Source organism: Kitasatospora sp. NPDC101108 (genome assembly GCF_055584725.1).
This window is the reverse complement of sequence record NZ_JBVJLM010000007.1, coordinates 161,702-186,401: the sequence shown is the minus strand read 5'-3', so window position 1 is coordinate 186,401 and position 24,700 is coordinate 161,702. Positions and strand designations below refer to the sequence as shown.

The 24,700-nt window shown below is 74.5% G+C and carries 24 protein-coding genes; 12 read left to right on the top strand and 12 right to left on the bottom strand.

Going from position 1 to position 24,700, the window contains the following annotated elements; genetic code table 11:
* Positions 1-67: 67 nt before the first annotated feature.
* On the top strand, positions 68-2,944 hold the full coding sequence (locus tag ACZ6Z8_RS18065; protein ID WP_465610832.1) for an AfsR/SARP family transcriptional regulator: 2,877 nt from the start codon (positions 68-70) through the stop codon (positions 2,942-2,944).
* A 21-nt stretch (positions 2,945-2,965) separates the two neighbouring features.
* Here the strand turns inward: ACZ6Z8_RS18065 and ACZ6Z8_RS18060 are convergent, their stop codons facing one another.
* Positions 2,966-3,589, bottom strand: coding sequence for a sigma-70 family RNA polymerase sigma factor (locus tag ACZ6Z8_RS18060; protein WP_465610830.1), 624 nt, complete (start codon positions 3,587-3,589; stop codon positions 2,966-2,968).
* A gap of 158 nt (positions 3,590-3,747) precedes the next feature.
* Positions 3,748-4,119, bottom strand: a complete 372-nt coding sequence (locus ACZ6Z8_RS18055) for a hypothetical protein (RefSeq protein ID WP_465610828.1) — start codon at positions 4,117-4,119, stop codon at positions 3,748-3,750.
* A 363-nt stretch (positions 4,120-4,482) separates the two neighbouring features.
* Here ACZ6Z8_RS18055 and ACZ6Z8_RS18050 point away from each other — a divergent pair, with 363 nt between their 5' ends.
* From ACZ6Z8_RS18050 to ACZ6Z8_RS18030, 5 genes are all read left to right on the top strand, one after another.
* Positions 4,483-6,015, top strand: coding sequence for a flavin monoamine oxidase family protein (locus ACZ6Z8_RS18050; RefSeq protein WP_465610826.1), 1,533 nt, complete (start codon positions 4,483-4,485; stop codon positions 6,013-6,015).
* Positions 6,012-7,355: a glutamate-cysteine ligase family protein gene (locus tag ACZ6Z8_RS18045; RefSeq protein WP_465610824.1), complete on the top strand. Its 1,344-nt coding sequence runs from the start codon at positions 6,012-6,014 to the stop codon at positions 7,353-7,355. The genes ACZ6Z8_RS18050 and ACZ6Z8_RS18045 overlap by 4 nt, the downstream gene beginning before the upstream one ends.
* A gap of 205 nt (positions 7,356-7,560) precedes the next feature.
* Positions 7,561-7,764, top strand: a complete 204-nt coding sequence (locus ACZ6Z8_RS18040; RefSeq protein WP_465610822.1) for a hypothetical protein — start codon at positions 7,561-7,563, stop codon at positions 7,762-7,764.
* 58 nt (positions 7,765-7,822) lie between these two features.
* Complete coding sequence (locus ACZ6Z8_RS18035) at positions 7,823-8,569, top strand: class I SAM-dependent methyltransferase (RefSeq protein ID WP_465610820.1); 747 nt, start codon at positions 7,823-7,825, stop codon at positions 8,567-8,569.
* Between the two features lie 80 nt (positions 8,570-8,649).
* Positions 8,650-9,615 carry a phosphatidylinositol-specific phospholipase C gene (locus tag ACZ6Z8_RS18030; protein WP_465610818.1) on the top strand — a complete coding sequence of 322 codons (966 nt, stop codon included), beginning with the start codon at positions 8,650-8,652 and terminating at the stop codon, positions 9,613-9,615.
* A gap of 77 nt (positions 9,616-9,692) precedes the next feature.
* Here the strand turns inward: ACZ6Z8_RS18030 and ACZ6Z8_RS18025 are convergent, their stop codons facing one another.
* The 4 genes from ACZ6Z8_RS18025 to ACZ6Z8_RS18010 all read right to left on the bottom strand — a co-directional run bounded on the left by ACZ6Z8_RS18025 (position 9,693) and on the right by ACZ6Z8_RS18010 (position 13,369).
* On the bottom strand, positions 9,693-10,451 hold the full coding sequence (locus ACZ6Z8_RS18025) for a DeoR/GlpR family DNA-binding transcription regulator (protein ID WP_402821975.1): 759 nt from the start codon (positions 10,449-10,451) through the stop codon (positions 9,693-9,695).
* 218 nt (positions 10,452-10,669) lie between these two features.
* Positions 10,670-11,524: a class II fructose-bisphosphate aldolase gene (locus ACZ6Z8_RS18020; RefSeq protein ID WP_465610816.1), complete on the bottom strand. Its 855-nt coding sequence runs from the start codon at positions 11,522-11,524 to the stop codon at positions 10,670-10,672.
* Entirely contained in the window at positions 11,521-12,465 is a 945-nt protein-coding gene (locus tag ACZ6Z8_RS18015; RefSeq protein WP_465610814.1) for a 1-phosphofructokinase family hexose kinase, read from the bottom strand. Before ACZ6Z8_RS18015 ends, ACZ6Z8_RS18020 begins: the two co-directional genes overlap by 4 nt.
* 31 nt (positions 12,466-12,496) lie before the next feature.
* Positions 12,497-13,369, bottom strand: a complete 873-nt coding sequence (locus ACZ6Z8_RS18010; protein ID WP_465610812.1) for an SIS domain-containing protein — start codon at positions 13,367-13,369, stop codon at positions 12,497-12,499.
* A 236-nt stretch (positions 13,370-13,605) separates the two neighbouring features.
* Here ACZ6Z8_RS18010 and ACZ6Z8_RS18005 point away from each other — a divergent pair, with 236 nt between their 5' ends.
* The gene (locus ACZ6Z8_RS18005; protein WP_465610810.1) at positions 13,606-14,814 is read left to right on the top strand and encodes a 4-hydroxybenzoate 3-monooxygenase; all 1,209 of its coding nucleotides are present in this window, start codon (positions 13,606-13,608) and stop codon (positions 14,812-14,814) included.
* Here the strand turns inward: ACZ6Z8_RS18005 and ACZ6Z8_RS18000 are convergent.
* From ACZ6Z8_RS18000 to ACZ6Z8_RS17980, 5 genes are all read right to left on the bottom strand, one after another.
* Positions 14,799-16,445, bottom strand: coding sequence for a multicopper oxidase family protein (locus tag ACZ6Z8_RS18000; RefSeq protein WP_465610808.1), 1,647 nt, complete (start codon positions 16,443-16,445; stop codon positions 14,799-14,801). The genes ACZ6Z8_RS18005 and ACZ6Z8_RS18000 overlap by 16 nt on opposite strands.
* A gap of 134 nt (positions 16,446-16,579) precedes the next feature.
* Positions 16,580-17,302 carry a hypothetical protein gene (locus ACZ6Z8_RS17995; RefSeq protein ID WP_465610806.1) on the bottom strand — a complete coding sequence of 241 codons (723 nt, stop codon included), beginning with the start codon at positions 17,300-17,302 and terminating at the stop codon, positions 16,580-16,582.
* Between the two features lie 104 nt (positions 17,303-17,406).
* Positions 17,407-17,877 carry an ATP-binding protein gene (locus ACZ6Z8_RS17990; protein WP_465610804.1) on the bottom strand — a complete coding sequence of 157 codons (471 nt, stop codon included), beginning with the start codon at positions 17,875-17,877 and terminating at the stop codon, positions 17,407-17,409.
* 111 nt (positions 17,878-17,988) lie between these two features.
* Positions 17,989-18,462 carry an STAS domain-containing protein gene (locus tag ACZ6Z8_RS17985; protein ID WP_465610802.1) on the bottom strand — a complete coding sequence of 158 codons (474 nt, stop codon included), beginning with the start codon at positions 18,460-18,462 and terminating at the stop codon, positions 17,989-17,991.
* Between the two features lie 129 nt (positions 18,463-18,591).
* Entirely contained in the window at positions 18,592-19,536 is a 945-nt protein-coding gene (locus ACZ6Z8_RS17980) for an RNA polymerase sigma factor SigF (RefSeq protein WP_465610800.1), read from the bottom strand.
* Positions 19,537-19,761: 225 nt separating this feature from the next.
* On the opposite strand from ACZ6Z8_RS17980, the gene ACZ6Z8_RS17975 reads away from it, so the two are divergent.
* The 5 genes from ACZ6Z8_RS17975 (at position 19,762) to ACZ6Z8_RS17955 (ending at position 23,778) form a co-directional block, all read left to right on the top strand.
* Positions 19,762-20,196, top strand: a complete 435-nt coding sequence (locus tag ACZ6Z8_RS17975; protein WP_465610798.1) for an SRPBCC family protein — start codon at positions 19,762-19,764, stop codon at positions 20,194-20,196.
* Positions 20,197-20,289: 93 nt separating this feature from the next.
* Positions 20,290-20,658: a PRC-barrel domain-containing protein gene (locus tag ACZ6Z8_RS17970; RefSeq protein ID WP_465610796.1), complete on the top strand. Its 369-nt coding sequence runs from the start codon at positions 20,290-20,292 to the stop codon at positions 20,656-20,658.
* A gap of 212 nt (positions 20,659-20,870) precedes the next feature.
* The gene (locus ACZ6Z8_RS17965) at positions 20,871-21,266 is read left to right on the top strand and encodes an SsgA family sporulation/cell division regulator (RefSeq protein ID WP_465610794.1); all 396 of its coding nucleotides are present in this window, start codon (positions 20,871-20,873) and stop codon (positions 21,264-21,266) included.
* Positions 21,267-21,687: 421 nt separating this feature from the next.
* Positions 21,688-22,845, top strand: coding sequence for a mechanosensitive ion channel family protein (locus ACZ6Z8_RS17960; protein WP_465610792.1), 1,158 nt, complete (start codon positions 21,688-21,690; stop codon positions 22,843-22,845).
* A gap of 96 nt (positions 22,846-22,941) precedes the next feature.
* Entirely contained in the window at positions 22,942-23,778 is an 837-nt protein-coding gene (locus ACZ6Z8_RS17955; protein WP_465610790.1) for an ATP-grasp domain-containing protein, read from the top strand.
* Here the strand turns inward: ACZ6Z8_RS17955 and ACZ6Z8_RS17950 are convergent.
* Complete coding sequence (locus ACZ6Z8_RS17950) at positions 23,741-24,631, bottom strand: NAD-dependent protein deacetylase (RefSeq protein ID WP_465610788.1); 891 nt, start codon at positions 24,629-24,631, stop codon at positions 23,741-23,743. The two genes, ACZ6Z8_RS17955 and ACZ6Z8_RS17950, sit on opposite strands and share 38 nt — an antisense overlap.
* Positions 24,632-24,700: the final 69 nt, after the last annotated feature.

Sequence of the window (24,700 nt, the reverse complement as noted above, 5' to 3'; positions counted from 1 at the left end):
TGCGCACTACACTGCTCCACCCCGGCGGCCGCCGTCCGGTCTCGGGTGCGGTGAGGTGGGGGTACGGGTGCGGATTCGGCTGCTCGGGCCGGTGGAGCTGGAGGTCGCCGCGGGCGGGCTCGCCACGCTGGCGGGGGCGCAGCGGCGGGCTGTCCTGGCGTTGCCGGCGCTGCGGCTGGGCCAGGTCGTCACCGTGGACCAGTTCTGCGAACTGCTGTGGGGCGAGCGGCCCCCGGCCAGCGCCCGGGCGGCGGTGCAGGGGCACGTCGCGGCGCTGCGCAAGGTGCTCGCCGACTCCCCGTTCGAGCTGCACACCCGTCCCGGTGGCTACCTGCTGAGCGGGCCGGCCGAGGAGGTGGACGCGCTGCGGTTCACGGCGCTCGCCGAGCGGGCGGGCGAGCGCGCCGACCGCGGTGACGGCGACGCGGCGATCGCCCTGCTGGAGGAGGCGCTGCAGCTGTGGCGCGGCGAGGCCCTGGCCGACCTGCCGGACACCCCGTCGAGGGCCGCCACCGTGGAGACCCTGATGCAGTCCTCCACCGCCGCGCTGCTCCGCTGGGCCGGGCTGCGGCTGCGCCAGGGCACGGGCGCGGCGGCGGTGGCGGTGCTGGAGCAGAGCGTCCGGCGGGACGGGCTGCGCGAGGAGCTGGTGGCGCTGCTGATGCGCTGCCTGCACCAGGCCGGACGGCCCGCGGACGCGCTGAACACCTACCACCGGGCGCGGCTGCGGCTGGACCGTGAGCTGGGCATCCGCCCTGGCCCGGCGCTGCGGGCCGCGTTCGCCGAGGTGCTGGCGGACGACAACGCGGAGGCACCCTCCGCCGTCCCCGGTGCCGTCCGCACCGCCGGGCCCGCCGCCGCTCCCCCGGTCGCCCGGCCGCGCCATCAGCCCCCTCAGCAACTCCCCCGCCGGCGCGTGGAACTGATCGGCCGCACCGCCGAGACCCAGTGGCTGGACCGCGCCTGCGCCCCCGACCGGGCCACCGACGGGCCCGCCCTGGTGGTCGGCCCGGCCGGCATCGGCAAGAGCGCCCTGGTCACCGCCTGGGCCCACCGGGCCGCCGACCGCTTCCCGGACGGCCGGCTGTACGCGGACCTGCGCGGGCTGGACCCGGCCGGGCCCGCCGAGCCCGGGGCCGTCCTCGGCCGCTTCCTGCGCGCCCTGGGCGTCCCGGACGACGCCGTCCCCGCCGACCCGGCCGACCGGGCCGCGCTCTACCGGGAGCACACCAAGGGCCGCCGTCTGCTGGTGGTCCTGGACGACGCCGCCGACGCCGACCAGCTCACCGGCCTGCTGCCGGAGGGGTCGGGCTGCGCCGCCGTGATCACCGCGCGCGGCCCGCTGGAGAAGCTGGTCGCCACCGAGGACGCGGCCCTGCTACGGCTGGCCGCGCTGCCCGAGGACGACGCCCTCGGCCTGCTGGAGCACCTGCTGACCCCCGAACGCCTGCGCGCCGAGCCGGAGGCGGCGTCCGAACTCGTCCGCCGCTGCGAGCAGTTGCCGCTCGCCCTGCGGATCGCGGCCGCGCGGCTGACCGCCCACCCGAGCTGGACGATCGGGGAGCTGGCCGCCGAACTCGCCGACGAGCGGACCAGGCTGGCCGCCCTGGAGCTGGACGCGCACACCGGACTGCGACAGCAACTGCGCCTGACGGTCCATCAACTCACCGCTCCGGCCGCGGAACTCCTCCCCCTGCTCGCCCTCCACCCCGGCCACGAGGCGGACAGCCACGCCGCCGCCGCGCTGCTCGGCTCCGACACCGCGACCGCCCACCGGGCACTCGCCGAGCTGGCCTCCCATCACCTGCTCACCGGCGCCTCCCCCGGCCGCTACCACCGCTCCGACCTGGTCCGGCTGTTCAGCGTCGACCTGCTCGCCGAGCGGTCCGCAGCGTCCGGACAGCACCGGGAGCACGCCCTCCTGCGTCTGCTGGACCACTACCAGGCCGCCCTCCAGCGCTGCGGCAGCTACCTCGACCCCGGCCAGGAGCACGCGGACCAGGAGCACGCGGACCAGGAGCGGCCCGGCGGCCCCGCCCGGCCGCCGCGGCCCCTGCCGCCCGTGGTGGACATCCGCACCGCGCTGGACTGGTTCCGCGCCGAGGAGCCCGCCGTCCGGGCGCTGATCGACGCAGCCGCCGTCAGCCACCCCGACCGGGCCTGGCGGCTCGCCCTGACCACCGGCTCGCTCTACTACGGCGCCAGCCGCTTCACCGACTGGCTGGCCCGGGCCGACGTCGGCCTGGCGGCGGCCGAGCGCTGCGCCGACCCGGTCGCGGAGGCCTTCCTGCACAACTGCCGGGCGCAGGCGCTGGTCGCCCTGGAGCGCCGTCACGAGTCGGCGGAGGCCGCCCGGAAGGGGGTGGCCGCCGCCGAGTCCGCCGAGGGGCCCGCCGCCGACTCCGCGCGGGTCCGGTCCCTGGCCACCCTGGGCCTGGTCACCGCGATGCTCGGGGATTCCGCCGAGGCGCGGCGGCTGGCGGCCGAGGCGGTGGCGCTGGCCGTGGCGTCCGGCAGCCGCCAGCGGCAGGCCGACGCCCTGGTGCACCAGGGCTGGGTGAATCTGGCGACCGGTGATCCGGCGGGCGCCCAGCAGCGCTCCCGGGAGGCCAGGGAACTGCTGCCGCCCCATCCGGTCACCCAGGTGCACCTGTGGTCGCTGCTGACCGAGGCCCAGGCGCTGCCGCCGACGGCTCGGGACGAGGCGGCCGACCTCGCGTGGCACCGGCTGCTGGCCGCCTGCGAGGAGGCGGGCCTGCTCTACCTGCACGCCGTCACCGAGCAGTCCTACGCGGCCCACCTGGTGGCCCGGGGCCGCGCACCACAGGTGCGGGCGCGGCTGGCGTCGGCGCTGGAGCGCTTCCGCCGGCACGACCGGCTGGCGGGCTACCGCAGCGAGTTCACCACGGGCCTGGAGGCCTCGCTCAGCCTGCGCTCCCCGTGAGGCGGATCCCCCGGCGCGCGCTCAACTGGTGACCGGGGCGTACCCGTGCTCCGCCGCCAGGACCGGCCGCAGGGCCCGTACCGCGTAGAAGTTCCGGGATTTGACCGTGCCCGGCGGCACCCCCAGCCGGGCCGAGGCCTCCACCACCGAGCGGTCCTTCAGGTGCAGTTCGACCAGCACCTCGCGGTGGTGCTTCTGTACCCGCCGCAGCGCCAGCGCGATGTCCCGGGCGACCACCACCTGCTCGTACGGGTCGTCGGCGAGCGGCCGGTCCTCGACCGGCTCGCCGATCACCTCCTTGGCGCGGGCGGCGGCCATCCGGTAGTGGTCGATGGCTATCCGCCGGGCGACGGTGAACAGCCAGGGGCGGGCCTGCTCGGGGCCGGCGGCCAGGGCCTCCGGGTGCTGCCAGGCGCGCAGCAGGGTCTCCTGGAGGATGTCCTCGGCCTTGCCGCGGTCACCGCCGGTGGTGCGCATCAGGGCGCGCAGCAGGTAGCCGCCGTGCAGCCGGTGGATCTCGGCCAGGGTGTCGGGGTCGAGGGTCGGCCGGGCCGGGGCCGGCTCGGGGGTCGCCGCGGTGGCGGCCGGGGGGTCCGCGGGCGGCTGGGCGACGGGTGCGGGACGGGCGGCGGATGGCTTCGACACGCGCTACCTCTCAGGTCGGGCAAGGGCACATGGCAGGGCTTCCGCCGTACATCCCCCGTGGCGGTCGGGACCAGCCTGCCGGGCGCCGCCAAGGACCGGCCAACGATCCGCCAACGCCCCGACCTGCGGGCATCGGGCCCGCCGCCGGGTGCCGCCGCTCAGTCCCCGTCGGGCTCCCGGGCCAGCTCACGGAGCAGTTCCTGGACGCCGTCCTCGCCCCGGTGGTCGATCAGCACCGCGACCCATCCCGCGAGCCGTTCCCGCTCGGCCACGGTCCACCCAGGTGCGGAGGGGTGCACGTCCACCACCAGTTTCCTGGCCACGGCCAGCAGCCCCGGGGTCGGATCCGGCCGCCGCTGCCGGTCCGGCAGCGCGCTCAGCGCCAGCCGCCGGGCGACGGCCGTCACCCCGGCCGCGGTGCCCGCCGGCACGGCCAGTCCGGGCGGCCCCGGCGCCCCCGGCACCTCCGGGGCGCCCATCCGCACCAGCGCAGCGATGTACGCGCGCACCTCCGGGCCGTCCGCATCCATCCCGTGTTCCTCCCCCGTCCGTTTCCGTCCCGCTCAACGTGGCTCCCGTCGAGCGGGGTTCAGCCGCAGCCCAGCGGCCGTCACCCGTCGGTACGGGTACGGCCGGAAGCCGCCGATCACCGCGACGGAGGCGGTCGTTCCGTCCGCCGCCCGCCGGGGCCGGACCGCATTCTGCCCGCCCGTCATGAGAACGGCGACGGCCGGCCGGAAGCGTCTGCCCCCGACCGGCCCGCCTGAGTAGCACATTTGGCCCTGCGGAGTCGGGTCCGCCCCGTCACCCGCGTCGGCGCTGCCGAGTGGCACACGAACCAGGCCTGGACCAGGCTGAGGCGGAAGTCCGGTCGTCAGAGGGGTGCGGTGTCGATGTTCGATACGAGCTTTGCGTTCCCGCCTTCCCTGCTGAACCCGGTGGGCGGCGCCCGCGGACGGGTCGCCGTCATCGGGGCGGGGATCGCCGGCCTGGTCTGCGCGTACGAGCTGGAGCGGCGCGGCTTCGACGTCGTGGTCTACGAGCGGTCCAACCGCCCGGGCGGACGGGTGCGCACCCACCACTTCTGGGACGGCACCCACATCGACCTCGGCGCCATGCGCATCCCCGGCAACCACCACTGCGTGCTGCACTACGTCTCCCGGTTCCGCCTGGAGACCCGCCCCTTCGTCAACGCCAACCCGCGCGCCTACTACCACCTGCGCGGCCGCCGGGTGCGGGTGCGCGACGTCGCCGCCCTCTACCCCGCGTACGCGCTGCGCCCGGACGAACGGCAGGCCCCGACGCCGGTACTGGACCGCCTCCTCGGCCCGGTGTGGCGCGCCCTCACCGTCGAGCAGCAGGAGCACACCCTGGCCGGCCACTGGGACGACCCGGCGCTGGAACGGGCGGCCTCGGTGTCCCTGTGGCAGTTCGTCCACGAGCACCTGTCGCAGGACGCCTGGGACCTCATCGGCCACGCCAGCGGGCTCGCCCACTACGAGCAGTCCTCCCTGCTGGAGGTCCTGGTCGACTACTTCGGCCTGTTCCACGAAGGGCAGGTCGAGCTGGTGAACGGGCTGGAGGCGCTGATCCACGCCTTCGTCCGGGCCCTGCGCCCCGACACCCTCCGGCTGTCCAGCCGGATCGACGAACTGGCGCTCACCACGGACGGCGTCCGGATCCACGGCAAGCGGCTCGGGGCCCCGCTGGAGGACCGCGCCGACTACGTGGTGTGCTGCGTCCCGGCCCCCGCGCTCGACCAGATCACCGTCAGCCCGGGCCTGCCCCACGCCCAGCGGCACGCCGTGCGCGGCATCAGCTACGCCAGCAGCAGCAAGACCGTCCTCCACCTCACCCGCCGCCGCTGGGAGCTGGAGGACGGCATCCACGGCGGCGGGAGCTTCACCGACCTGCCGATCCAGCAGTGCTGGTACCCGTCGGACAACGCGATGCCGGTCACCGACGGCGTCAACGGCAGCGCCGACCACCGCTGGGCCGCCCGCGATCCGCTGCGCTCGGCCGAGCCGACCGCCCTGCTCGGCGCCTACCAGTGGGGAGCGAACGCCCGGCGCTTCGCCGCGCTGCCGCCGGCGGACCGCGACGCCCTGGTCCTGGACTGCCTGGAACGGCTCCACCCCGGCATCTCCGCCGACGTGGACGACATCCTGCACTGCGACTGGGACGTCCAGACCGGCATGGGCGGCGGCGCCTTCGCCCACCTGACGCCCGGCGAGCACACCCGCTACCTGGCGGTGCTCGGCTCACCGCACCCGGCCGAGGACCCGCGGATCTTCTTCGCCGGCGAGCACCTGTCCGGCGCCCACGCCTGGTGCCAGGGCGCGGCCCGCTCCGCCCTCGACGCGGTGGAGGCCGTGCTCGACCGGGCCGGCCACCCCCGGATCGCCTCCCGGGTGGGCACCGCGTGACCGACCGGGAACTCACCCGCGACGACCTGCGCGTCCCGTTCCGGCCCGCCCGCAGCGAGCAGGTCGGCGTCGAGGTCGAGTGCGGCCTGCTCGACCCCGCCACCGGACTGGCCGCCCGCTACTTCGGGGACCGCGGCGTGCTGGCCGTGCTGGAAGCGGTACTGGCCCGCTGGGGCGGCGAGCGCCAGGAGGACGCCGGACGGCTGACCGGCGTGCTGCGCCCGGACGGCAGCCAGATCACCCTGGAGCACGGCGGCCAGCTCGAATACTCCTCGGTACCCGTCCCGAGCGTGGCCGAGGCGGTGCACGACATGCGCACCGCTTTGGAGCAACTCGCCGACCTGGTGGGCCGGTTCGGCCTCGCCCTGGTGCCCGGCGGCAACGTCCCCTTCGACCGGCTGGCCGACGTGCAGTGGGTGCCGATGACCAGGGGCGCCATCATGCGGGACTACTTCGCCGGTCTGGGCGCGGCGGGCGACCGGGCGCGGTACATCATGGCGCTGTCCCTCTCCACCCAGGTCACGCTGGACTACCTCTCGCCCGGGGACTTCACCGAGAAACTGCGGACCCAGATGGCCGCCGCGCCGGTGGTGGCCGCCCTGCTCGTCAACTCCCCGATCCAGGAGGGGTGTTCGGAAGGTCTGCTGTCCCACCGCAGCTGGGCGTGGCTGCGGATGGACCCGCGCCGGGGCGGCGTGCTCCCGCCCGCGCTGCGTCCGGACGTCGGCGTGGACGACGTGATCGACTGGGCCCTCGGCATCCCACTGATCCACTACCGCACTCCGGACGGCCGCTACCACCCGGCGCCCGACCGCCCCTTCGCCGACCTCCTCCGGTACGGCTACGGCGACGGGTCCCGCCCCACGCCCGCGCACTGGGCCGCCCACCTCGACCAGCTCTGGACCCACGTCCGGGTCCGCAACACCCTGGAACTGCGCGGCTCGGACGGCCCGCCGTACCCGTCCATCGCCGCCGTCCCCGCCCTGTGGACCGGCCTCACCTACCACCCCGAATCCCGCGCCGCCGCCTGGAAGCTGCTCGGCCACCACACCGTGGCGCAGCACCGGGCCGCACTCGCCGAACTGCCCGTCCTCGGCCTCGACACCCGGCTGGGCGGCGATCCCGTCCGTCCGCTGGCCGCCGAACTGCTCCGCCTCGCCCGGGCCGGCCTGGAGGCGCGCGTCGCGGCGGGCCTCGAACCGCCCCACGTTCCCGGCTACCTGGACCCGCTGGACGAGATCGTCTCCACCGGCCGCACCTTCGCCGAGCAGTGCCTCCGGCGCTGGCACGGCGAGTTCCGCCAGGATCCGGCCCGCTACGTCGCCGCGCACCGGGTCTGAAGCCCACCGGTACGAGGACGCCCGCGCCCGAGCCCACCGTGCCCGAGCCTACGGGTCTGCTGCCCACAGGTCCGCCGCCCACCGGCCGTCAGGAGCCTGTCAGCGGCGCGTCAGCGGCCCGTCAATCCGGCACCGGACGTGGGCGAAGCGGTGCAGGCTGGGGAATCCACCTGCAGGTCCGCAGGTCTCTCCGGAGGTGAGCCGCATGTCCGTCGTCACCGCGTTCCACTCCGTCGCCCCCGGCTCACGCCGCCGGGGCCACGGGCTGCGCGCCGCGTTCGCGCTGGTGCTGGAGCGCCTCGCGTCCAGCCCGCTGGACAGCCCGGTGCTCGGGGCGATGGGCGCACCCCGCTCCGCCTCCCGCCCCGGCGGGCCCGGTTCCTTGCCCACCCGGGCCCGTGACCGGTAGACACGGACCCGACACGGTGCGTGACGAAGTCGTGCCGTGAACGGACGGAGGCCCCGCCATGAGCGTGACGAGTCGGTACCGCGACGCCTGGGAGGGCTTCTGGCGCGATGCGCCCGACGCGCCGGGCGCGGTGATCTGGGACACGGAACCGGCCCTCACCGCGGAGCGCCACCTCACCCTCCTGGGCCCACACCTGAGCGACCCCCAACTGCCGGTCGTCGACCTGGGCTGCGGCAACGGCACCCAGACCCGCTTCCTCGCCCAGCGCTTCGGCCGCGTCCTCGGCGTCGACCTCTCCGAGGCCGCCGTCGGGCTCGCCCGGCGTCAGGACCCCTCGCGCCAGGCCGAGTTCGCCCAGCTGGACGCCACCGACCCGGCCGCCGTCCGGGCCCTGCACGAGCGCCTCGGCGACGCCAACGTGTACGTGCGCGGCCTGATCCACCAGAGCGAACCGGCCGACCGCCGGCCGGTCGCCGAGGCCGTCGCCACCCTGGTCGGGGAGCGGGGCCGGGGCCTCGTCGTCGAGCCGACCGAGTCGGCCAAGGACGTCCTCAAGGAGCTGGTGCAGGCGCCGTCCGGGCCGCCCCCGAAGCTGCGCCCGGTCTTCGAGCACGGCCTCGCCCCCGCCCAGGTCGCCGACGCGGCCTTCGAGGAGCTCTTCCGCTCGGCCGGTCTCACCGTCCTCGCCTCCGGCGAGATGCCGCTGTCCCTCACCGAGTTCACCCCGGAGGGCGACCGGATCGAGCTGCCCGCCCGGTGGCTGGTGGTCGGCCCGGACGACGAGCGGGGACCGGTCCCGCGCTGAACCCGTTGACGTGACGGCCGCGTTGGACCAGTGTCGGGGCGAGTCCGCGCGGCCGTGCGCGGTGTGGAGGGAGCCGGGCCATGGGCATCGCACGTCGTGACCTTCTCAGGTGGGGAGCCGGAGCGGGCGGAGCGGCCGCCGTCGGGGGCCTGTTCGGGCCGGCCTCCTCCGCCACCGCGTGGGCCGCGGCCTCCTCCAGCACCCCGGGCGGGCTGCCGGCGGACAGCTGGATGAGCCGACTGGACGGGAGCCTGTCGCTGCTCGACCTCACCGTCCCCGGCACCCACGACTCCTGCTGCCAGAACCCCTGGTACGGCACCGAGTGGTCGCACACCCAGAACTGGGGCCTCCCGCAGCAGTTGCAGGAGGGCGTCCGCTTCCTCGACATCCGCTGCAACGGCCTGGAGGGGGCGCCCGACGAACTGGGGATCTACCACGCCGACAACTACCAGCACCTCCGGCTCCAGGACGTGCTCGACCAGTGCCGCTCCTTCCTGGCCGCGCACCCGGGCGAGACCGTCCTGATGCGCCTCAGGAACGAGCGCGAGGGCGGCCAGGCCCTGGACGACCCGGAGTTCCAGCGGCGGGTCAACCACTACCTGGACGACCTGGGGTACCGCGGCCTGTTCCACTTCTACGGCTGGCCGACCCTCGGCACGGCCCGCGGAAAGGTGGTCCTGCTCGCGGACTTCGCCAACCCGGGGGGCCTGATCGACTGGTCCAGCGGCCAGAACGACTGGTTCGACACCCAGGACGTCTGGCAGATCAGCGGCACCGACGCGTTGGGCCGGAAGGGCCGCTACATCACCGCCCAGTTCAACAGGGCCGCCCTCAACCCGGGCTACCCGCGGATGTTCGTGAACTTCCTCAGCTACGCGGGCGGCTACTGGCCCAGGACCAGCTCGCAGACCCTGATGGACCGGAGCATCTACCCCTACCTGGTCGCCCGTACCGGGCAGCGCGGGCGGTACGGCATCGTCCCGATGGACTTCCCGGACCTCCACGTGAACGTGCTGCAGATGCTCATCGACCAGAACTTCGTCTGAGCCCGGGTCGACGGCGGACATCGACCGATCATCGTCGGGACGATCCGTTTGATCGCGCGCCGCTCTCCCCCGGGCGTTCAGGCCCTCCGGACCCTGACTCCGCACTCCGTGATCGCGTGCTCCTGGGCGTCCGGGAGCCCGGAGTCCGTCACCAGGTCGTGGACGTCGCTGAGCGGGCAGATGGTGGCGAAGGTGACCCGGCCGACCTTGGTCCGGTCGGCGAGCACCACCGTGTGGGCGCTGCTGCGCAGGAAGGCCCGATCGGTCTGTGCCTCCATCTCGTCGTGGGTGGTGCAGCCCTGCTGCACGGTCAGGCCGTCCACGCCGATGAACGCGAGGTCGAGGTGGTACTGGTCCAGCATCCGCTCGGCGGCCGGGCCGACCAGTTCGTAGCTGGCCGAGCGGGCGAGTCCGCCGATCACGACCAGCCGGACCTCGGGGCGCACGATCAGCTCGGCGGCGATGTTGACCGCGTTGGTGACCACGGTGACGTTGCCGCGCTCGCCCAGCACCCTGGCCAGCTCGGTGGTGGTGGTGCCGCCGGTCAGGCCCACCACGGCGCCCTCCGGCACCAGTTCGGCGGCGGCCCGGGCGATCCGGCGCTTCTCCTCCTGCTGCTGGTCGCCCCGGTGCCGCAGCGGGATCTCCAGGTTGACCGCGCCCGTCACGGCACCGCCGCGGGTGCGCTGGAGCAGCCCCTGGTCCTGCAGTTCCTGCAGGTCCCGGCGCACGGTCGCGTCCGACACCCCGAGCAGTTCGGAGAGCGTGCGCACGTCCGCGCTCCCCGCCTCGGCGATGTGCGACACGATCCTGGCTGCGCGATCAGCTTTGAGCATGGACGGAGTGTAGTTCAGCCCGCGTCGACGGTCGGTGACTGCGGGCTCTTCCTCGGCCGTTGCCCTCCCGCCCCCGGCGGTCCGTGGTTTCCCTGCGTACGGATGCTTGAACTCCTGCACGTTTGAACATGTACAAGCACGATCGCGCAGCGCACCGCTCATCGCCGAAGCGGCCCCGGACGGCACCGGACGGAACCGGACGGAACCGGACCAGGGCCTCAGGGGGCAGCCGTGGCGTGGGGGGTGGTCAGGAGGCCCAGGAGGCGGCTGACTTCGTGGCTGACCGCGTTGCGGGCGGCCCCGAGGTAGGTGCGGGGGTCGACCAGGGTGGGGGCGGTGGTCAGGTGGTGGCGGACCGCTTCGGTGAAGGCCTTGTTGAGGTGGGTGGCGATGTTGATCTTCGTCATGCCATGGGCGACGGCCGCGGCCAGGGTGGTCTCCGGGACGCCGGAGGAGCCGTGCAGCACGAGCGGCACGGCGACGGCCGCTCGCAGGGCGGCGATCAGCCCGAGGTCCAGGGCAGCCGTGCGGGTCAGCATGGCGTGCGAGCTGCCGACGGCGACGGCCAGCGCGTCGACGCCGGTGCGTCCGACGAACTCGGCGGCCTGTTCCGGATCCGTCCGGGCTCCGGGGGCGTGCACTCCGTCCTTGCCGCCGACCTCGCCGAGTTCGGCCTCCACCCACACGCCCGCCTCGTGGCACAGCGCGGCCACCTCCGTCGTGGCGCGCAGGTTCTCCTCGTACGGCAGTGCCGAGGCGTCGAACATCACCGAGCCGAACCCCAGCCGGAGCGCCTGCTCCACCAGCGGCCGTTCGCTCGCGTGGTCCAGGTGGACGGCCACCGGAACGGCGGCGGCCGTTGCCACCGCCAGCGTCGCGCTGCCGATCGGCGTCAGGCCGCCGTGGTAGCGGACCGCGTTCTGACTGATCTGCAGCACCACCGGCGCCCCGGCGGCCTCGGCCCCGGCGACGATGGCCTCGGCGTGTTCCAGCTGGATGACGTTGAACGCCCCGACCCCGCGGCCCTTGCCCAGCGCGGACGCGACGATCTCTCCGGTTCCGACGAGGGTCACGGTTCTCCTTGGGGCTGGGCCGGCTGAGGGTGGTCCGACCGCTCGACCAGGACCAGGTCGAGCAGCCGGTGGTAGGCGTCGGCGTCGTAGTGCCCGGCCTGCGGGGCGAGCACGGTGGCGGCGGACAGGGCCGCGGCCTGCCGCAGCCGCTCGGGCCAGGGCTCCGCGCCGACCAGGCCGAGGGCGAGGGCGGCGACCGCCGAGTCGCCCGCGCCGGTCGGGTTGCCGGGCAGCGGCTCGGGTGGGCGGGCCCGCCAGGCGCCGTCGGGTGTGGCGGCGAGCAGGCCGTCCGGCCCGAGCGAGGCCACCACGGCCGCGGCCCCGGCGGCGCGCAGCCGCTCGACGCCCCGGACCGGGTCCTCGGTTCCGGTGGCCGCGGCGAGTTCGTGGGCGTTGGGCTTCACCACGGCCGGGCGCGCGGGCAGCGCCCGCAGCAGCGCCCGCCCCTCGGCGTCCAGCACGGCGGGCACCCCGTGGGAGCGGGCGAGGTCGATCAGCGCCCGGTAGGCGTCGGTGGGCAGTCCGGGCGGCAGGCTGCCGGAGAGCACGACGGCCGAGGCGCCCCGCAGCAGCCGCCGGTAGTGCGCCAGGAAGCGCCGCCACTCCGCCGTCGTGACCTCCGGTCCGGGCTCCAGGAAGACGGTGGTGTCCTGGTCGTCCGCCACCGCGACGGTGCGGCGGGTTTCCCCCGCCACCTCGACCAGTTCGTCGCGCAGCCCGGCCGCGGCGAGGTCCGCCCGCAGGGCCTGGCCGTTCGGGCCGCCCGCCAGGCCGGTGACGACCGCGGCCTCGCCGAGCGCGGTGAGCACCCGGGCGACGTTGACACCCTTGCCCCCGGCCTGCTGCCGGACGTTCCGCACCCGGTTCCCGGCGTGCGGGCGGACCACGGCCAGCCGGTAGGTGAGGTCCAGCGCGGGGTTGAGCGTCACGGTGAGGATCACGAGCCGTCCCGCTCGGCGGGCCGGCGCCGGGTCACGGCTGGTCCAGCACGATCGAGCGGGTGAGGTGGCGCGGCCGGTCGGGGTCGAGCCCGCGACGGACGGCGAGGCCGACGGCGAGCCGCTGGACCCGGACCAGTTCGGCCAGCGGGTCGAGCCGGGCGGTGCTCACGGCGGCGCCGGTCGCCCCGGCCTGCTCGGGCAGGCCGGTGGGCGGGGTGTCGAGGAACCACACCAGGCTCTCCGGGCCGCTGACGCTGATCGGGCCGTGGCGGTACTCCATGGCCGGGTAGGACTCGGCCCAGGACCCCGAGGCCTCCCGGACCTTGAGCGCGGCCTCGTTCGCCACCCCGCTGCTCCAGCCCGTCCCGAGGAAGGTGAACTGCCGGGCCTCCAGGGCACCTCGGGGCAGCGGCGCGTCGAGCGCAGCCCGGGCCTGCGCGGGCAGGTCCGCCGGTGCGGCGCCCAGGTGGGCGCGCAGCAGGGCGAGCGCGGTGGTGGCGAACCGGGTCTGGACGACGGACCTCTCGTCGGCGAACTCCAGCGCCACCAGGTGGCGCGCGGCGGCGCCGACCGGGGTGCGCGGGTCGGCCGTGACGGCCACGGTCTCGGTCGTGCCGGTCCGGGCGAGGGCGTCGAGCACCTCGGTGGTGGTGCCGGAGCGGGTGAGGGCGACCACCCGGTCGTACCGGCGGTCCGCCGGGAACTCGGAGGCCGCGAAGGCGTCGGTCTCGCCCAGTCCGAGGGATTCGCGCAGCGCCGCGTAGGCCTGGGCGATGTAGAGCGAGGTGCCGCAGCCGATGACGGCGGCCCGCTCGCCGGGTTCGGGCAGGTGCCGCGGGGTGAGTTCCAGTGCGCGCTGCCAGCAGTCGGGTTGGCTGGCGATCTCTTCGTCGACGTGGGCCATGAGGTCCTCCTGCGCGAGACTGCACGAACATGCGTGAAGCTGATCGATTTATAGTCCAGCCCGCCAGTACCGCGCAACAGTGCGCATCCCCGATCAGCTTCGTGCAGCCGGCCGAGGACGGACCCCACCCGCCGTCCGACCCCCTCGAACAGGCAGAGCGCCGGCGGAGATCATCACGGTGTCACCGATCGGAGCTGTTCCGGCCCTTCCCTGGAGGTGGCTAAGCTCCCCGTACTGTGACTGATCGTCAGAAGAATCGAACAGCCCAGGACTGCGCCGACGTCGTCATCCTCGGCGCCGGACCGGCCGGGCTCACCCTCGGGAACCTCCTCCACGCCGCCGGGATCGACTGCGTCGTCCTCGAACGCGCCGACCTCGCCCACGTCCGGACCAGGGCCCGGGCCGGCTTCCTCGCCGCCAACACCGTCCGGGTGCTGGAGCGCCACGGCCTGGCCGACGGCCTGCACCGGCGCGGGCAGCCGCACGGCACCTGCGAGTTCCGCGCCGAGAACGGCGGCTTCCGGCTCGACTACGGCAGCCTAGGCCGCGGCGAGCGGCACACCGTCTACCCCCAACAGGACCTGGTCGGCGACCTGTTGACCCACTACCTGGACGCGGGCGGCCGGATCCGCTTCGAGACCGAGGCGCGGACCGTGCAGGAGGCCGCCGGCCCCCGCCCCACCGTCGAGGTCCGGCAGGCCGACGGCCGCCCCGGCCGGTGGCGGGCCCGGTACGTGGCCGGCTGCGACGGCCGCCACGGCGCCGCCCGGCGCTCCCTGCCCGCGGGCACCCTCCGTCACCATCGCGACCACGGCGTCACCTGGCTCGGCCTGCTCGCCGAGGCGCCCCCGAGCCTGGACGCCGTCGGCTACGCGATGCACCCGGACGGCTTCGCCGGCCACATGGCCCGCACCGCCGACATCACCCGCTACTACCTCCAGTACGAGCGCGGCCTCCCGGGCGACGCCTGGTCCGAGGAGCGGATCTGGGCGGCGCTCGACCACCGGATGTACACCGCCGAGCACGGGCCGCTGCACCACGGCCGGATCGTCCAACGCTCCGTCATCAACCTGGAGTCCGACGTGGTCGAACCACTGCGGCACGGCTCGCTGCTGCTGGCGGGGGACGCCGCCAGCCTGCCGGCCCCCGCCGCCGCGAAGGGCGCCAACCTCGCCGTCCTGGAGGCCGAGCTGCTCGCCGAGGCCCTGATCGACGAGCTCTCCCACGGCGACTCCCGGGCGCTCGACGCGTATTCCCGGCGCTGCCTCGACCACATATGGCGGGCGCAGGAGTTCGCCCACTGGATGATCCAGCTCCTGCACGCCCCGGTCGGTGCGGGAGAGGAATCGTTCTTCCATGAAGCCATGCGGCGCTCGCGCGTGGAATCCCTGCGCACCTCGCGCACCTACCAGAACTGGTTCGCCGAGAACTACGTCGGCATCTGACCGTCCGTCCGCCGGCCCGGCCGCCTCGGTTCGACGTAGTCGACGGTCTGCATCATCCCGAGGTCCTCGTGCTGGAGCTGGTGGCAGTGGGCGACGGTGCTGCCGGTGAAGTCCTCGTACCGGACCAGGAAGGTGACGGTGTCGCCGGGCCTGCCGCCGGCCAGGTCGACGGTGTCCTGCCAGACCGGCGGGTCGAGCCGCTCGCCGTTGCGGTGGGTGACCTGCACGTGGTTGGTGTGCAGGTGGAAGGGGTGACTGAAGGCCGGGTGGGTCTCGTCGGTGCGCACGGTCCACCGCTCGACGCTGTCCAGCTCCAGGGTGTGGTTGACGTAGTCGGGGTCGAACAGGCCGTACGCCTGGTCCCGGGTGAGGTCGCCGTCGGGGTCGGCCGCGGGGGTCGGGTTGCTCCCGAGGACGCGGAACGCGTTGGGGAACGACCCGCCGAAGACTCCGGGGTCGACGTGGAAGACCACCTCGCGGTCGGCGTCCGGGTTGTCGATGTCGTCCTCGTCGAGGAAGGGCTTGCCGGCCGGCAGGGCGGTCGGCAGGTCCATCGGTGGCTCGACGGCCGGGCCGGTCACCTCGACCGTCATCAGCGGCGCGGTCACCCCGTCGGCCCGCAGTTCGTAGCTGCCGGGGTCGCCGCCACGGACCAGCACGTCGGCGCGGTTGCCCATGGCCAGGCGCAGCCGGTCGGTGGCGACCGTGGCCGGGAAGGTCACGCCGTCCAGGGCGATCTGGTGGAAGGTGAGGTCCCGCTGCCCGTCGGTGAGCCGCAGCGGCAGCGCGGTGAACGCCGTCGCGCAGACCAGCCGCCAGCGCTGCACCTCGCCCGGGCGCAGCGTGAGGGTGGGGTTGACCCGGCCGTTGACGGTCAGCGTCGCCGGGACGGCGGCCAGCGCGTTCCCGGAGCTGAACTCGGGGACCTTGCCGTCCTTGAGCCTGAGCTCGTTGACGCAGACGACGAGGTCGGCGGCGGCCGCGATCTCGGGCACCTCGTCGACGTCGCCCTCGACGACGAGGACCCCGGCCATCCCGCCGACGAGCTGGACGGAGGTGGCCCCGTGCAGGTGCGGGTGGTACCAGTAGGTGCCGGCCGGGTGGTCGGCGGGGATGTCGACGGTCGTGACGTACCGCGGCTCCGGGGCGCCCGCCTCGACCTCGTCGGCGGTGCGCGGCGCGAACTCGCGGTGCACGTTGTCGGCGTGCCCGGACGGGGAGACGTGCAGGCCGTGGGTGTGGAGGTTGAAGCTGTTGAGGTTGTGCGGCCGGTTGTGGCCCCCGCTGTGGGACGCGTTCGGCGGCAGGCCGTTGACCTGGGTGAGCCGCAGGGTGTCCCCGGCGCGCACCCGCAGGGTCGGTCCGGGGATCGTCCCGTTGTAGGTGCGGGTGGTGACCGTCCCGTAGCCGGGGACGACGATGTCCGTGAACCGCACGTCGAGCGTCTCCTCCAGCACCGCCCCCGGCGTGCCGGGCGCCGGCCACCCGGTCCGGACGGCCGGCTGCGGGAAGGGAGCGGACGCCGCGGCGGCGTACCGCCGGGAGAGGATCCCGTCGGACGCCGCCACGAGGACTGCGGTGGGGATCGCCTTGAGCAAGGACCGACGACTGATTCCGACATTTTCGCTCATGCTCGGGCAATCTAGGTCAACTCTCCGGCGCTACCCGGAAAGCACACCGCACGCCCGCCGGACATTGGGCCTTCCGCACCACTCCTGACGCGGCTCCGGGCACCGCGCCGGACACCGCGCCGCCCCTCCCGGGCTCAGCCCGCCGCCCAGAGCGTCACCGTGGCCTCCACCTGGTAGTTCGCCGGGTCGATGGAGTCGACCTTGATCAACGCGGTACGGCCGCCCGGGCTCTTCAGGCAGACCAGCGACCCGACCTTCACGTGCACCGAGTCGCCCGCGTGCCCGGCGGCCCAGTCCGCGCAGGCGGCCGCCGAGGGCGGCGCCTGGCCCGTCCAGAGGCCGAAGGTGTCGTGGTCCATCTGGATCTCGTCCCGCAGGACGGCCTCGGTGGCACTGAACCCGGTCGCGTAGATGCCCTGGGGGAACCCGGGGTGGCGCCCCGGCGGGGTCAGGTCGAAGTCGAGGCCGCCCTCGAAGGGGATCCCGACCTGACCGGCCCAGACCACGGCGAGCCCGGTCGGCGACGACGCCGCGGGCGGAGCGGGCGCAGCCGTGGAGACGGTTCCGCCGGTTCCGGCGCCGCCGGCGGCAGTCGCCGCGGCCGTGCCCGCGCCGGGCGCCGCAGCGCCCTGCGTCGGGACCGCGGCGCCCGCGGCCGGTTGGGCGGGCGTGCCGCCCTTCGGCAGGATCGCCGTCCCCAGGACGAGCGCCAGGAGCCCGACCGCGACCACCCCGACCCGGGCTCCCCCGCTCTTGGGACCGGGCAGGCTGATCCCCGCCCCGCTCGCGGCCTCCTTCGCGAAGGCGACCACGAAGCACAGCAGTCCGAACACCCACAACGTGATGGTTCCTGCCACGGCCCCGCCCCCATGTCCTGCCCGTGCCGTCGAGATCGAACTCGCAGATGCTACCGGCTACCTGACGCGACGGCAGGTCAATTCACCGGGGCCGGGGGCGACGGTCAGTGACCGGGGTGCGGGGGCCGGGCGTCGATCTCGGCCCAGACCGTCTTGCCGTCGACGTGCGGCAGCGCTCCCCAGCGGGTGGCGGCGTTCTGGACGATGAACAGCCCGTGCCCGCCGGGCAGGCCCGGACGGTGCGGGCGGCGCGGCTCGGGCAGGACGGTCGAACGGTCGCTGACCTCGATCCGCAGGCGCGTCTCGGAGGCGTCGAGCACGAGGTCGACGGGGCCTCCGGCGTGCAGCATCGCGTTGGCGACGAGTTCGGCGACCAGCAGCACGATGTCGTCCTCGCCGCCGGAGGCGCCGGTCGGCCACGACCAGTCGGCGACCGCCTGCGCGGTGTACGCGCGGGCGCGGGCGACGGGCTTCGGCAGCCCGGCCAGGTGCAGGCGCCGACGCTGGCCGCCGGGCGGCAGTGTGGGGCCGGTGCCCGGCCGGTCGCCGTCGAGGGTTGCCCGGCTGGTCGTCATGTGCGGGTTCCCCTTCGGTTCCGGCGCGGTTGTCCGCTTCGTCGTTCCGCTTCGTGTGCTCGGTTTCCCGACCACTGCCGAATTATGCGTGTCTTCGCCCGGTCGCGGTACTCACCGGGGCGCGGCGAGCGCGGCGTCCACGCTCGGGTGGAGCGAGAACACGGTATCGGCGCAGGTCAGTTCCAGCAGCCGTCGGACGGTGAGGGAGGGCGCCGCCAGCCGGAACGTCACGTCCGCCGAGGCGGCCGCCATCCTGGTCTGCAGCAGCAGGTTCAGGCCGGAGGAGTCGCAGAAGTCGACGCCCGCGAGGTCGACGACGAGCAGTGGCGGATGCTGCTCCACCAGGTCGTCGAGGGTGCTGCGGGCCGGTTCCAGGGTCTCGATGTCGAGGTCGCCGGCCAGCGTGCAGACGGCGGCCCGGGTGTCGGTGTGCCAGGTGCGCACGGCCAGGTCGGGCCCGGCCGGGTCGAGCCCCGACGGGGCGGCTCCGGACGGGCCGCCCGTCCCGAAGCGGTCGGAGGGTGCGGTGGTCGGCTGCGCGGTCACGGACTCGTTCTCTGCGGGCATCGTCTTCTCGGCTGGCATCGTCGTCGTGTTCCCTCCACGGGGGTGCCCCACGAGCCTACGCACGCCACCCGGCGAAGGGCCAGGCCGTGCCGGGCCGCGGGTGGCGTGCGTGACGTCGTGTCTGCTCCTGGTGACCGTGGGGCCGGCTCAGGTGGCGGTGAGGCCCGCCCGCAGGCTGGTCAGCGTGCGGTTGAGGAGCCGGGAGACGTGCATCTGGGACAGTCCGAGTCGGGCGCCGATCTGGGACTGGGTGAGTTCCTCGCCGAAGCGCATGGACAGGATCTGCCGGTCCCGCTCCGGCAGGGCGGCGACGAGCGGCTTGAGGACGATCAGGTTCTCGATCGTGTCGAACCTCGTGTCCTCCTCGCCGAGGCGCTGGGCGAGCGGGCCGAGATCCTCCTCGCCCTCGGTCCCGGGGGCGTCCAGGGAGCCCGCGGTGTGGCCGTTGGCGGCGGCGAGGCCCTCGATCACCTCCTCCTCCGACCGGTCGAGGTGTTCGGCGAGCTCGGCCACCGTCGGCGAGCGGCCCAGGTCCTGGAACAGCGCGTCGCGGGCCTTGGCCAGGGTGATGCGCAGTTCCTGCAGCCGGCGCGGCACGTGCACGGCCCAGGTGGCGTCGCGGAAGTGGCGGCGGATCTCGCCCAGGATGGTCGGCAGCGCGAAGGTGACGAACTCCGCGCCGTGATCGGGGTCGAAGCGGTCGATCGCCTTGATCAGGCCGAGCGAACCGACCTGTATCAGGTCCTCCTCGGGTTCCCGGCGGTTGCCGACCCGGCGGATCGCGTAGCGGACCAGGGACAGGTTGAGCTCGATGAGCGTGGCCCGCACGTACGAGTACTCGGCGGTGCCCTCCTCCAGCGTCGACAGCCGGGCCAGCAGCACCCTGGTCAGCTCGCGGGCGTCACCGGGCGCGACCTCCCTCGGATCCTCGACGCCGGCGAGCTCCGGGAGCTCCGGGTGCTTGGCGGGCCCGGAGAACCCGGGGAGCCCGGGGACGGCGGCGCGGTCGGCGCCGGGCGCGTCGACCGTCGGGGCCTCGTCCGGGGCCGGGGCTGTCACCCGGTGCAGGAGTTCGTCACTGGTCGTGGCCATGTCGGTCCTTTCCCCTCGGCGTACGGTCCGTCCCCGGGTACCCGCCCAACCCGGTTGCATGCCGGTCGGCATTGTGAGGATTGCGTGAACGAACGGCAGGACCGTGGAGTGGCGGGCGCACTCCGTACGCTACCGGTCGCGGGTCGTGCATGCCCGGCGGGGATCGGGGCACCCGGACCCCGTACAGGACCGGAAGGCCGAGGAGGAGAAGGGGAGAACGGGACGATGGGACGGATCGAGGAATCGGTCGAGATAGCCGCGCCGCTCGGCGAGGTCTACCGGCACTGGGTGCACTGCGAGGACTTCCCGCAGTTCATGCGCGGGGTGGTCAGCGTCGACGTGTCCGGCCGGGGCAGCAGCAGCTGGGTGGTCGAAACCGCGGGCGGGCGGAGGGAGTTCGAAGCCGTGACCACCGAGGTGGTGGAGGGCGAGCGGGTGGCCTGGGACGGCGGCAGCGGCCCGGTGCGGCACAACGGCGTGGTGACCTTCCACCACGTCGACGACCGTACCACCCGGGTGATGCTCCAGCTGGAGGTCGAGCCGCACGGGCTCTGGGCGCACCTCGCCGAGGCGCTCGGCTTCGTCGACCGCCGGGTCATCGACGACCTGAACGACTTCAAGCACCACGTCGAGCGGAGCAGCGGAGCGCCCACGGGCTGACCGGCCGCTCACGGATCGCGGATCCGTGGGCATGGACCGCGGCATCGGGGGCAGCCGAGCCCGTACGACCCACCCGGACGAACGGAGGCAGTCATGCACGAGCGCCACAACATATGGGAGTTCCGCACCGCCGCCGGGCACACGGCCGGCACCGACCTGGTCGGCTTCCACGTCGAGGCCACCGACGGCGCGATCGGCAAGGTCGACAAGCTGTCGGAGGAGGTCGGCGAGCAGTACCTGGTCGTGGACACCGGGCCGTGGATCTTCGGGCGGCGGGTCCTGCTCCCGGCCGGCACCGTGACCCGCATCGAAGTCGGCGAGCAGAAGGTCTACGTCGACCGCTCCAAGGACGAGATCAAGCACAGCCCCGACCTCGACGACGCCGGGTCCGACCAGGAGAACGACACCCGCGAACGCTTCGGGCCCTACTACGACCGGTTCTACGGCGGCCGGATCCTCTGACCGGGCAGCCGGAGGACCCGCCGGGAGAACCGGACCGCACCGCAGCACGACCCGAACCGCACCACGGCACGACAGCACGGCTGCACCCAGCACGACAGGCACCGCAGCACGGCAGAGCGACAGGCACCACAGACCGGCTCCACAGACGAACGGGCGGGAACGGCCTCGGCCGTCCCCGCCCGACGAATCCCGGGACAAAGGGGAACCCTTCCATGGAATGTCTCACCACCCGGCTCACCATGCGGCTGATGACCGGCGACGAACGCAGCCGGGACCTGACCGTCGACTGGTCCTACCGGGCCACCGAACCCCACGCGGTGGAGCTGGACTTCACGTCCTACCAGGCCGAGGCGGTGTGGTCGCTCTCGCGCGACCTGCTCATCGCCGGCCTGGACGAGCCCTCCGGCGAGGGGGACGTCCACGTCACGCCCTACGACGACAGCAACCTGCTGATCGCGCTCGCCGGGCGGGAGGGCGTCGCCCTGCTCGCCGTGCCCGCCGGGGCGGTCGCGGGGTTCCTGGCCGACACCCTCAAGCTCGTCCCGCCCGGGCAGGAACACACCCGGATCGACTGGGACCGGGGCCTGGAGGACCTGCTGGCCGCCTGATCCGCGTGCCCCGCCTGATCCCGTACTCCACCTGATCCCGCACCCGCCGGAACACACTCCACCCCACCGAGAGGAGCCCTCACCATGACCACCGCCCCCGCCCAGCCCGGCCTGCCGTCTCCCGCGCCGGAGCCCGAGACGCCCCCGAGGCCGGCACCCGGCCCGCCCCTGCTGCCCGACCCCCCGCCGCCGCCCGGCTCGCCCGTCCCTCCGCCGGAGCCCCGGCCGGCGCCCGGTCCGGTCCCCGAACCGGCCACCCCGCTCCCGGGTCGGCCGCAGCCGGTGGAACCGCCCGACTGAACGGCCCGAACGAACCGCCCGGCCGACCGGGCCGGCCGACCGGATCGGCTGAACGGCCCGGCCGACGAGCCCTGATGGACCGCCTCCCCCGGCGGTCACGAACCCGAAAGGAGCGCAGAGCATGTGGTGGAGCCTGCTCCGCCTCGCCGTCGCCGGCCTCGCCACCGCCCTGTTCACCTACGGCCTGGACCGGGCCGTGCAGGTGCTGGCGCGGCGGCTGGCGGCCCCCTGGGGCGCGGGTGGGGTCCCGGAGGTGCTGCGCAGGTGCCGCCGCCCGGTTCTGGCGCTGACCGGGTGCCTCCTGCTCTCCGCCGCCCAGCCGTGGATCAACGCCCCGTCCGAGGTCCGCGACGGACTGCGGCACCTGGCCGTGATCCTCGCGATCACAGCGGGCGGGTGGCTGTGCGCCCGCCTGGTCGCGGTCCTGGTGGACGGCGCCGCCCGGCTCGCCGTGTACCGCCGCGAGCCCGCCTGGGCGGGCCGCGCCCGGACCCAGGCCAGTCTGCTCGGCCGGATCTGCCAGGCGGTCGTCGCGGTCGTCACCCTCGGTGCCGTCCTGATGACCTTCCCCGCGGTGCGCGGCATCGGTACCAGCCTGCTGGCCTCCGCCGGGCTGGCCGGCGTGGTGGCGGGGGTCGCGGCGCAGAGCACGCTCGCCAACGTGTTCGCCGGGGTGCAGATGGCCTTCGGCGACCTGGCCCGGATCGGCGACGTCGTGGTGGTGGCCGGCGAGTGGGGGACGGTCGAGGAGATCACCCTGACGGCCGTGGTGATAGAGACCTGGGACCAGCGTCGGCTGGTGATGCCGATGTCGTACTTCGTCGGCCGCCCGTTCGAGAACTGGTCCCGCCGCTCCAGTCGGATCACCGGCACCGCACTGCTCCACCTCGACCACCACGCCCCGGTCGGGCTGCTGCGGCAGGAGTTCGACGACTACCTGGCGAAGAGCGAGCTGTGGGACGGCCAGGGCAGCGCCCTCCAGGTGGTCGACACCACCCCGACCACCATCGTGGTCCGAGTGCTGGCCACGGCGGCGAACGGCAGCGACGCCTTCGAGCTGCGCTGCCAACTGCGCGAGCACCTGATCGGCTACCTGCGCGACGAGCACCCGTACGCCCTGCCGCGGATCCCGGTAGCGGAGGCTCCGGTGCGGCGTGCGGACTGCCCGGAGGCCCCGCGCGCCTACCGCACCCCGCACAGCTCCCACGGCCCCCATGACGCGCGGCCGCCGGCCCAGGGCCGCCGGGGCCAGGACGCGAGGCACGGGGACGCGAGATAGGGCACAGGGGGCAGGGCGCAGGGGGCAGGGGGCAGGGCACAGGGGGTGGGGCACCCCGAGGTAGGCTGAGCCGATCGGATGATCTTCAGGAGAACCATGCCTGCCGCAGCCCAGCCCCGCGTCCTGCTCGTCACCGACCTGGCCTACCAGGCCCGGGGCCGCCGGTACTGCGACGAGGACATCGAGCTCTCCGCCCGGCTGCGCGAGGACTTCGACGTGGCCCTGTGCCACCCGCTCGACGCCGCCGCCCTGCTGGACTCCTTCGACGTGGTCCTGGTCCGCAACAGCGGCCCGGTGCTCAACTACCGCGCCGCGTACCAGGATTTCCGCGACCGGGCGCTGGAGAGCGGCGCCCGGGTGTACAACCGGCTGACCGGGCGCGCCGACATGGCCGGCAAGCAGTACCTGCTCGACCTCACCGCCGCCGGGTACCCGGTCATCCCCACCGTCGACCGGGCCGAGGACCTCTCCCGGCTGCCCGTCGTCCCCGAGTACGTCGTCAAGCCGAAGCTCGGCGCCGACTCGATCGGTCTGCGGATCGTCCCCCGCGAGCAGCTCGGCACCGTGCCGTACGACGAGGACGTCCTGGTCCAGCCGCTGATCCGGTTCGCCTACGAGGTCTCGTTCTACTTCGTGGACGACGCCTTCCAATACGCCCTGCACGCCCCCGACCCGGAGCAGCGCTGGCGCCTCGAACCGTACGAACCGACCGCCGCCGACCTGGAGTTCGCCCGGCGCTTCATCGCCTGGAACACCGTCGAGCACGGCATCCAGCGGGTCGACGCCTGCCGCACCCCCGAGGGCGAACTGCTCCTGGTCGAGCTGGAGGACCTCAACCCGTACCTCTCCCTCGACCTCGTCGACGAGGCCACCCGGGACCGCTTCGTCGCCGCCCTCAAGGCCTCGCTGCACACCCTCGCCAGTCGGCCCTGACCCGCCGGGCCGCCTCGGTCAGCACCGCGCCCAGCGGCAGCGCGACCCGGGCCTCGGCCAGCTCGTCCCCGCGGGTCGCGCCCTGGTTGACGATCACCACGGGCGTGCCCGCGCGGGCCGCGTGACGGACGAAGCGCAGCCCCGACATGACCGTGAGCGAGGAGCCGAGCACCACCAACGCCTGGGCGGCGTCGACGAGTTCGAAGCAGCGCTGGACCCTCGGCCGGGGCACGCTCTCGCCGAAGAACACCACGTCCGGCTTGAGCACTCCCCCGCACGCCGCGCAGGGGGCGACCCGGAAGCCGTCCACCAGCTCCTGCGGCAGCTCGGCGTCACCGTCCGGATTGACCCGCGCCCGGCCGTCCCGGAAACCGCCGTTCAACTCCTCCAGCCGCCGGTCCAGCTCCGCGCGCGAACCGGTCCGCCGACACCCCAGGCACACCACCCGGTGCAGCCCGCCGTGCAGTTCCACCGCCCCGCGCGTCCCGGCCGCCCGGTGCAGCCCGTCCACGTTCTGGGTGATCACCGCCGCCACGTGCCCGGACCGCCGCAGCTGTTCCACCGCCCGGTGCCCGGCGTTCGGCTCCGCCCCCTCGATCGTCCGCCACCCCACGTGGCTGCGCGCCCAGTACCGCCGCCGCGCCGCCTCGCTCCCCACGAACTCCTGGTACGTCATCGGCACCCCGCGCCGTCGGCTGCCCGTCTCCCCCCGGTAGTCCGGGATCCCCGACTCCGTCGACAACCCCGCCCCGCTGAGCACCACCACGCCCCGCCCGGCCAGCCGGCGCACCAGCACCTCCAGGCCGACCGCATCCGCAGCCGTACCGCCGAGCCCCGTCACCGGCACACCCATGCCGCCCAGCCTAGAACCGGCGGCCCGACCCACGTGACGGCTCAGGCACCGCAGGTACCGGCCGGGGCG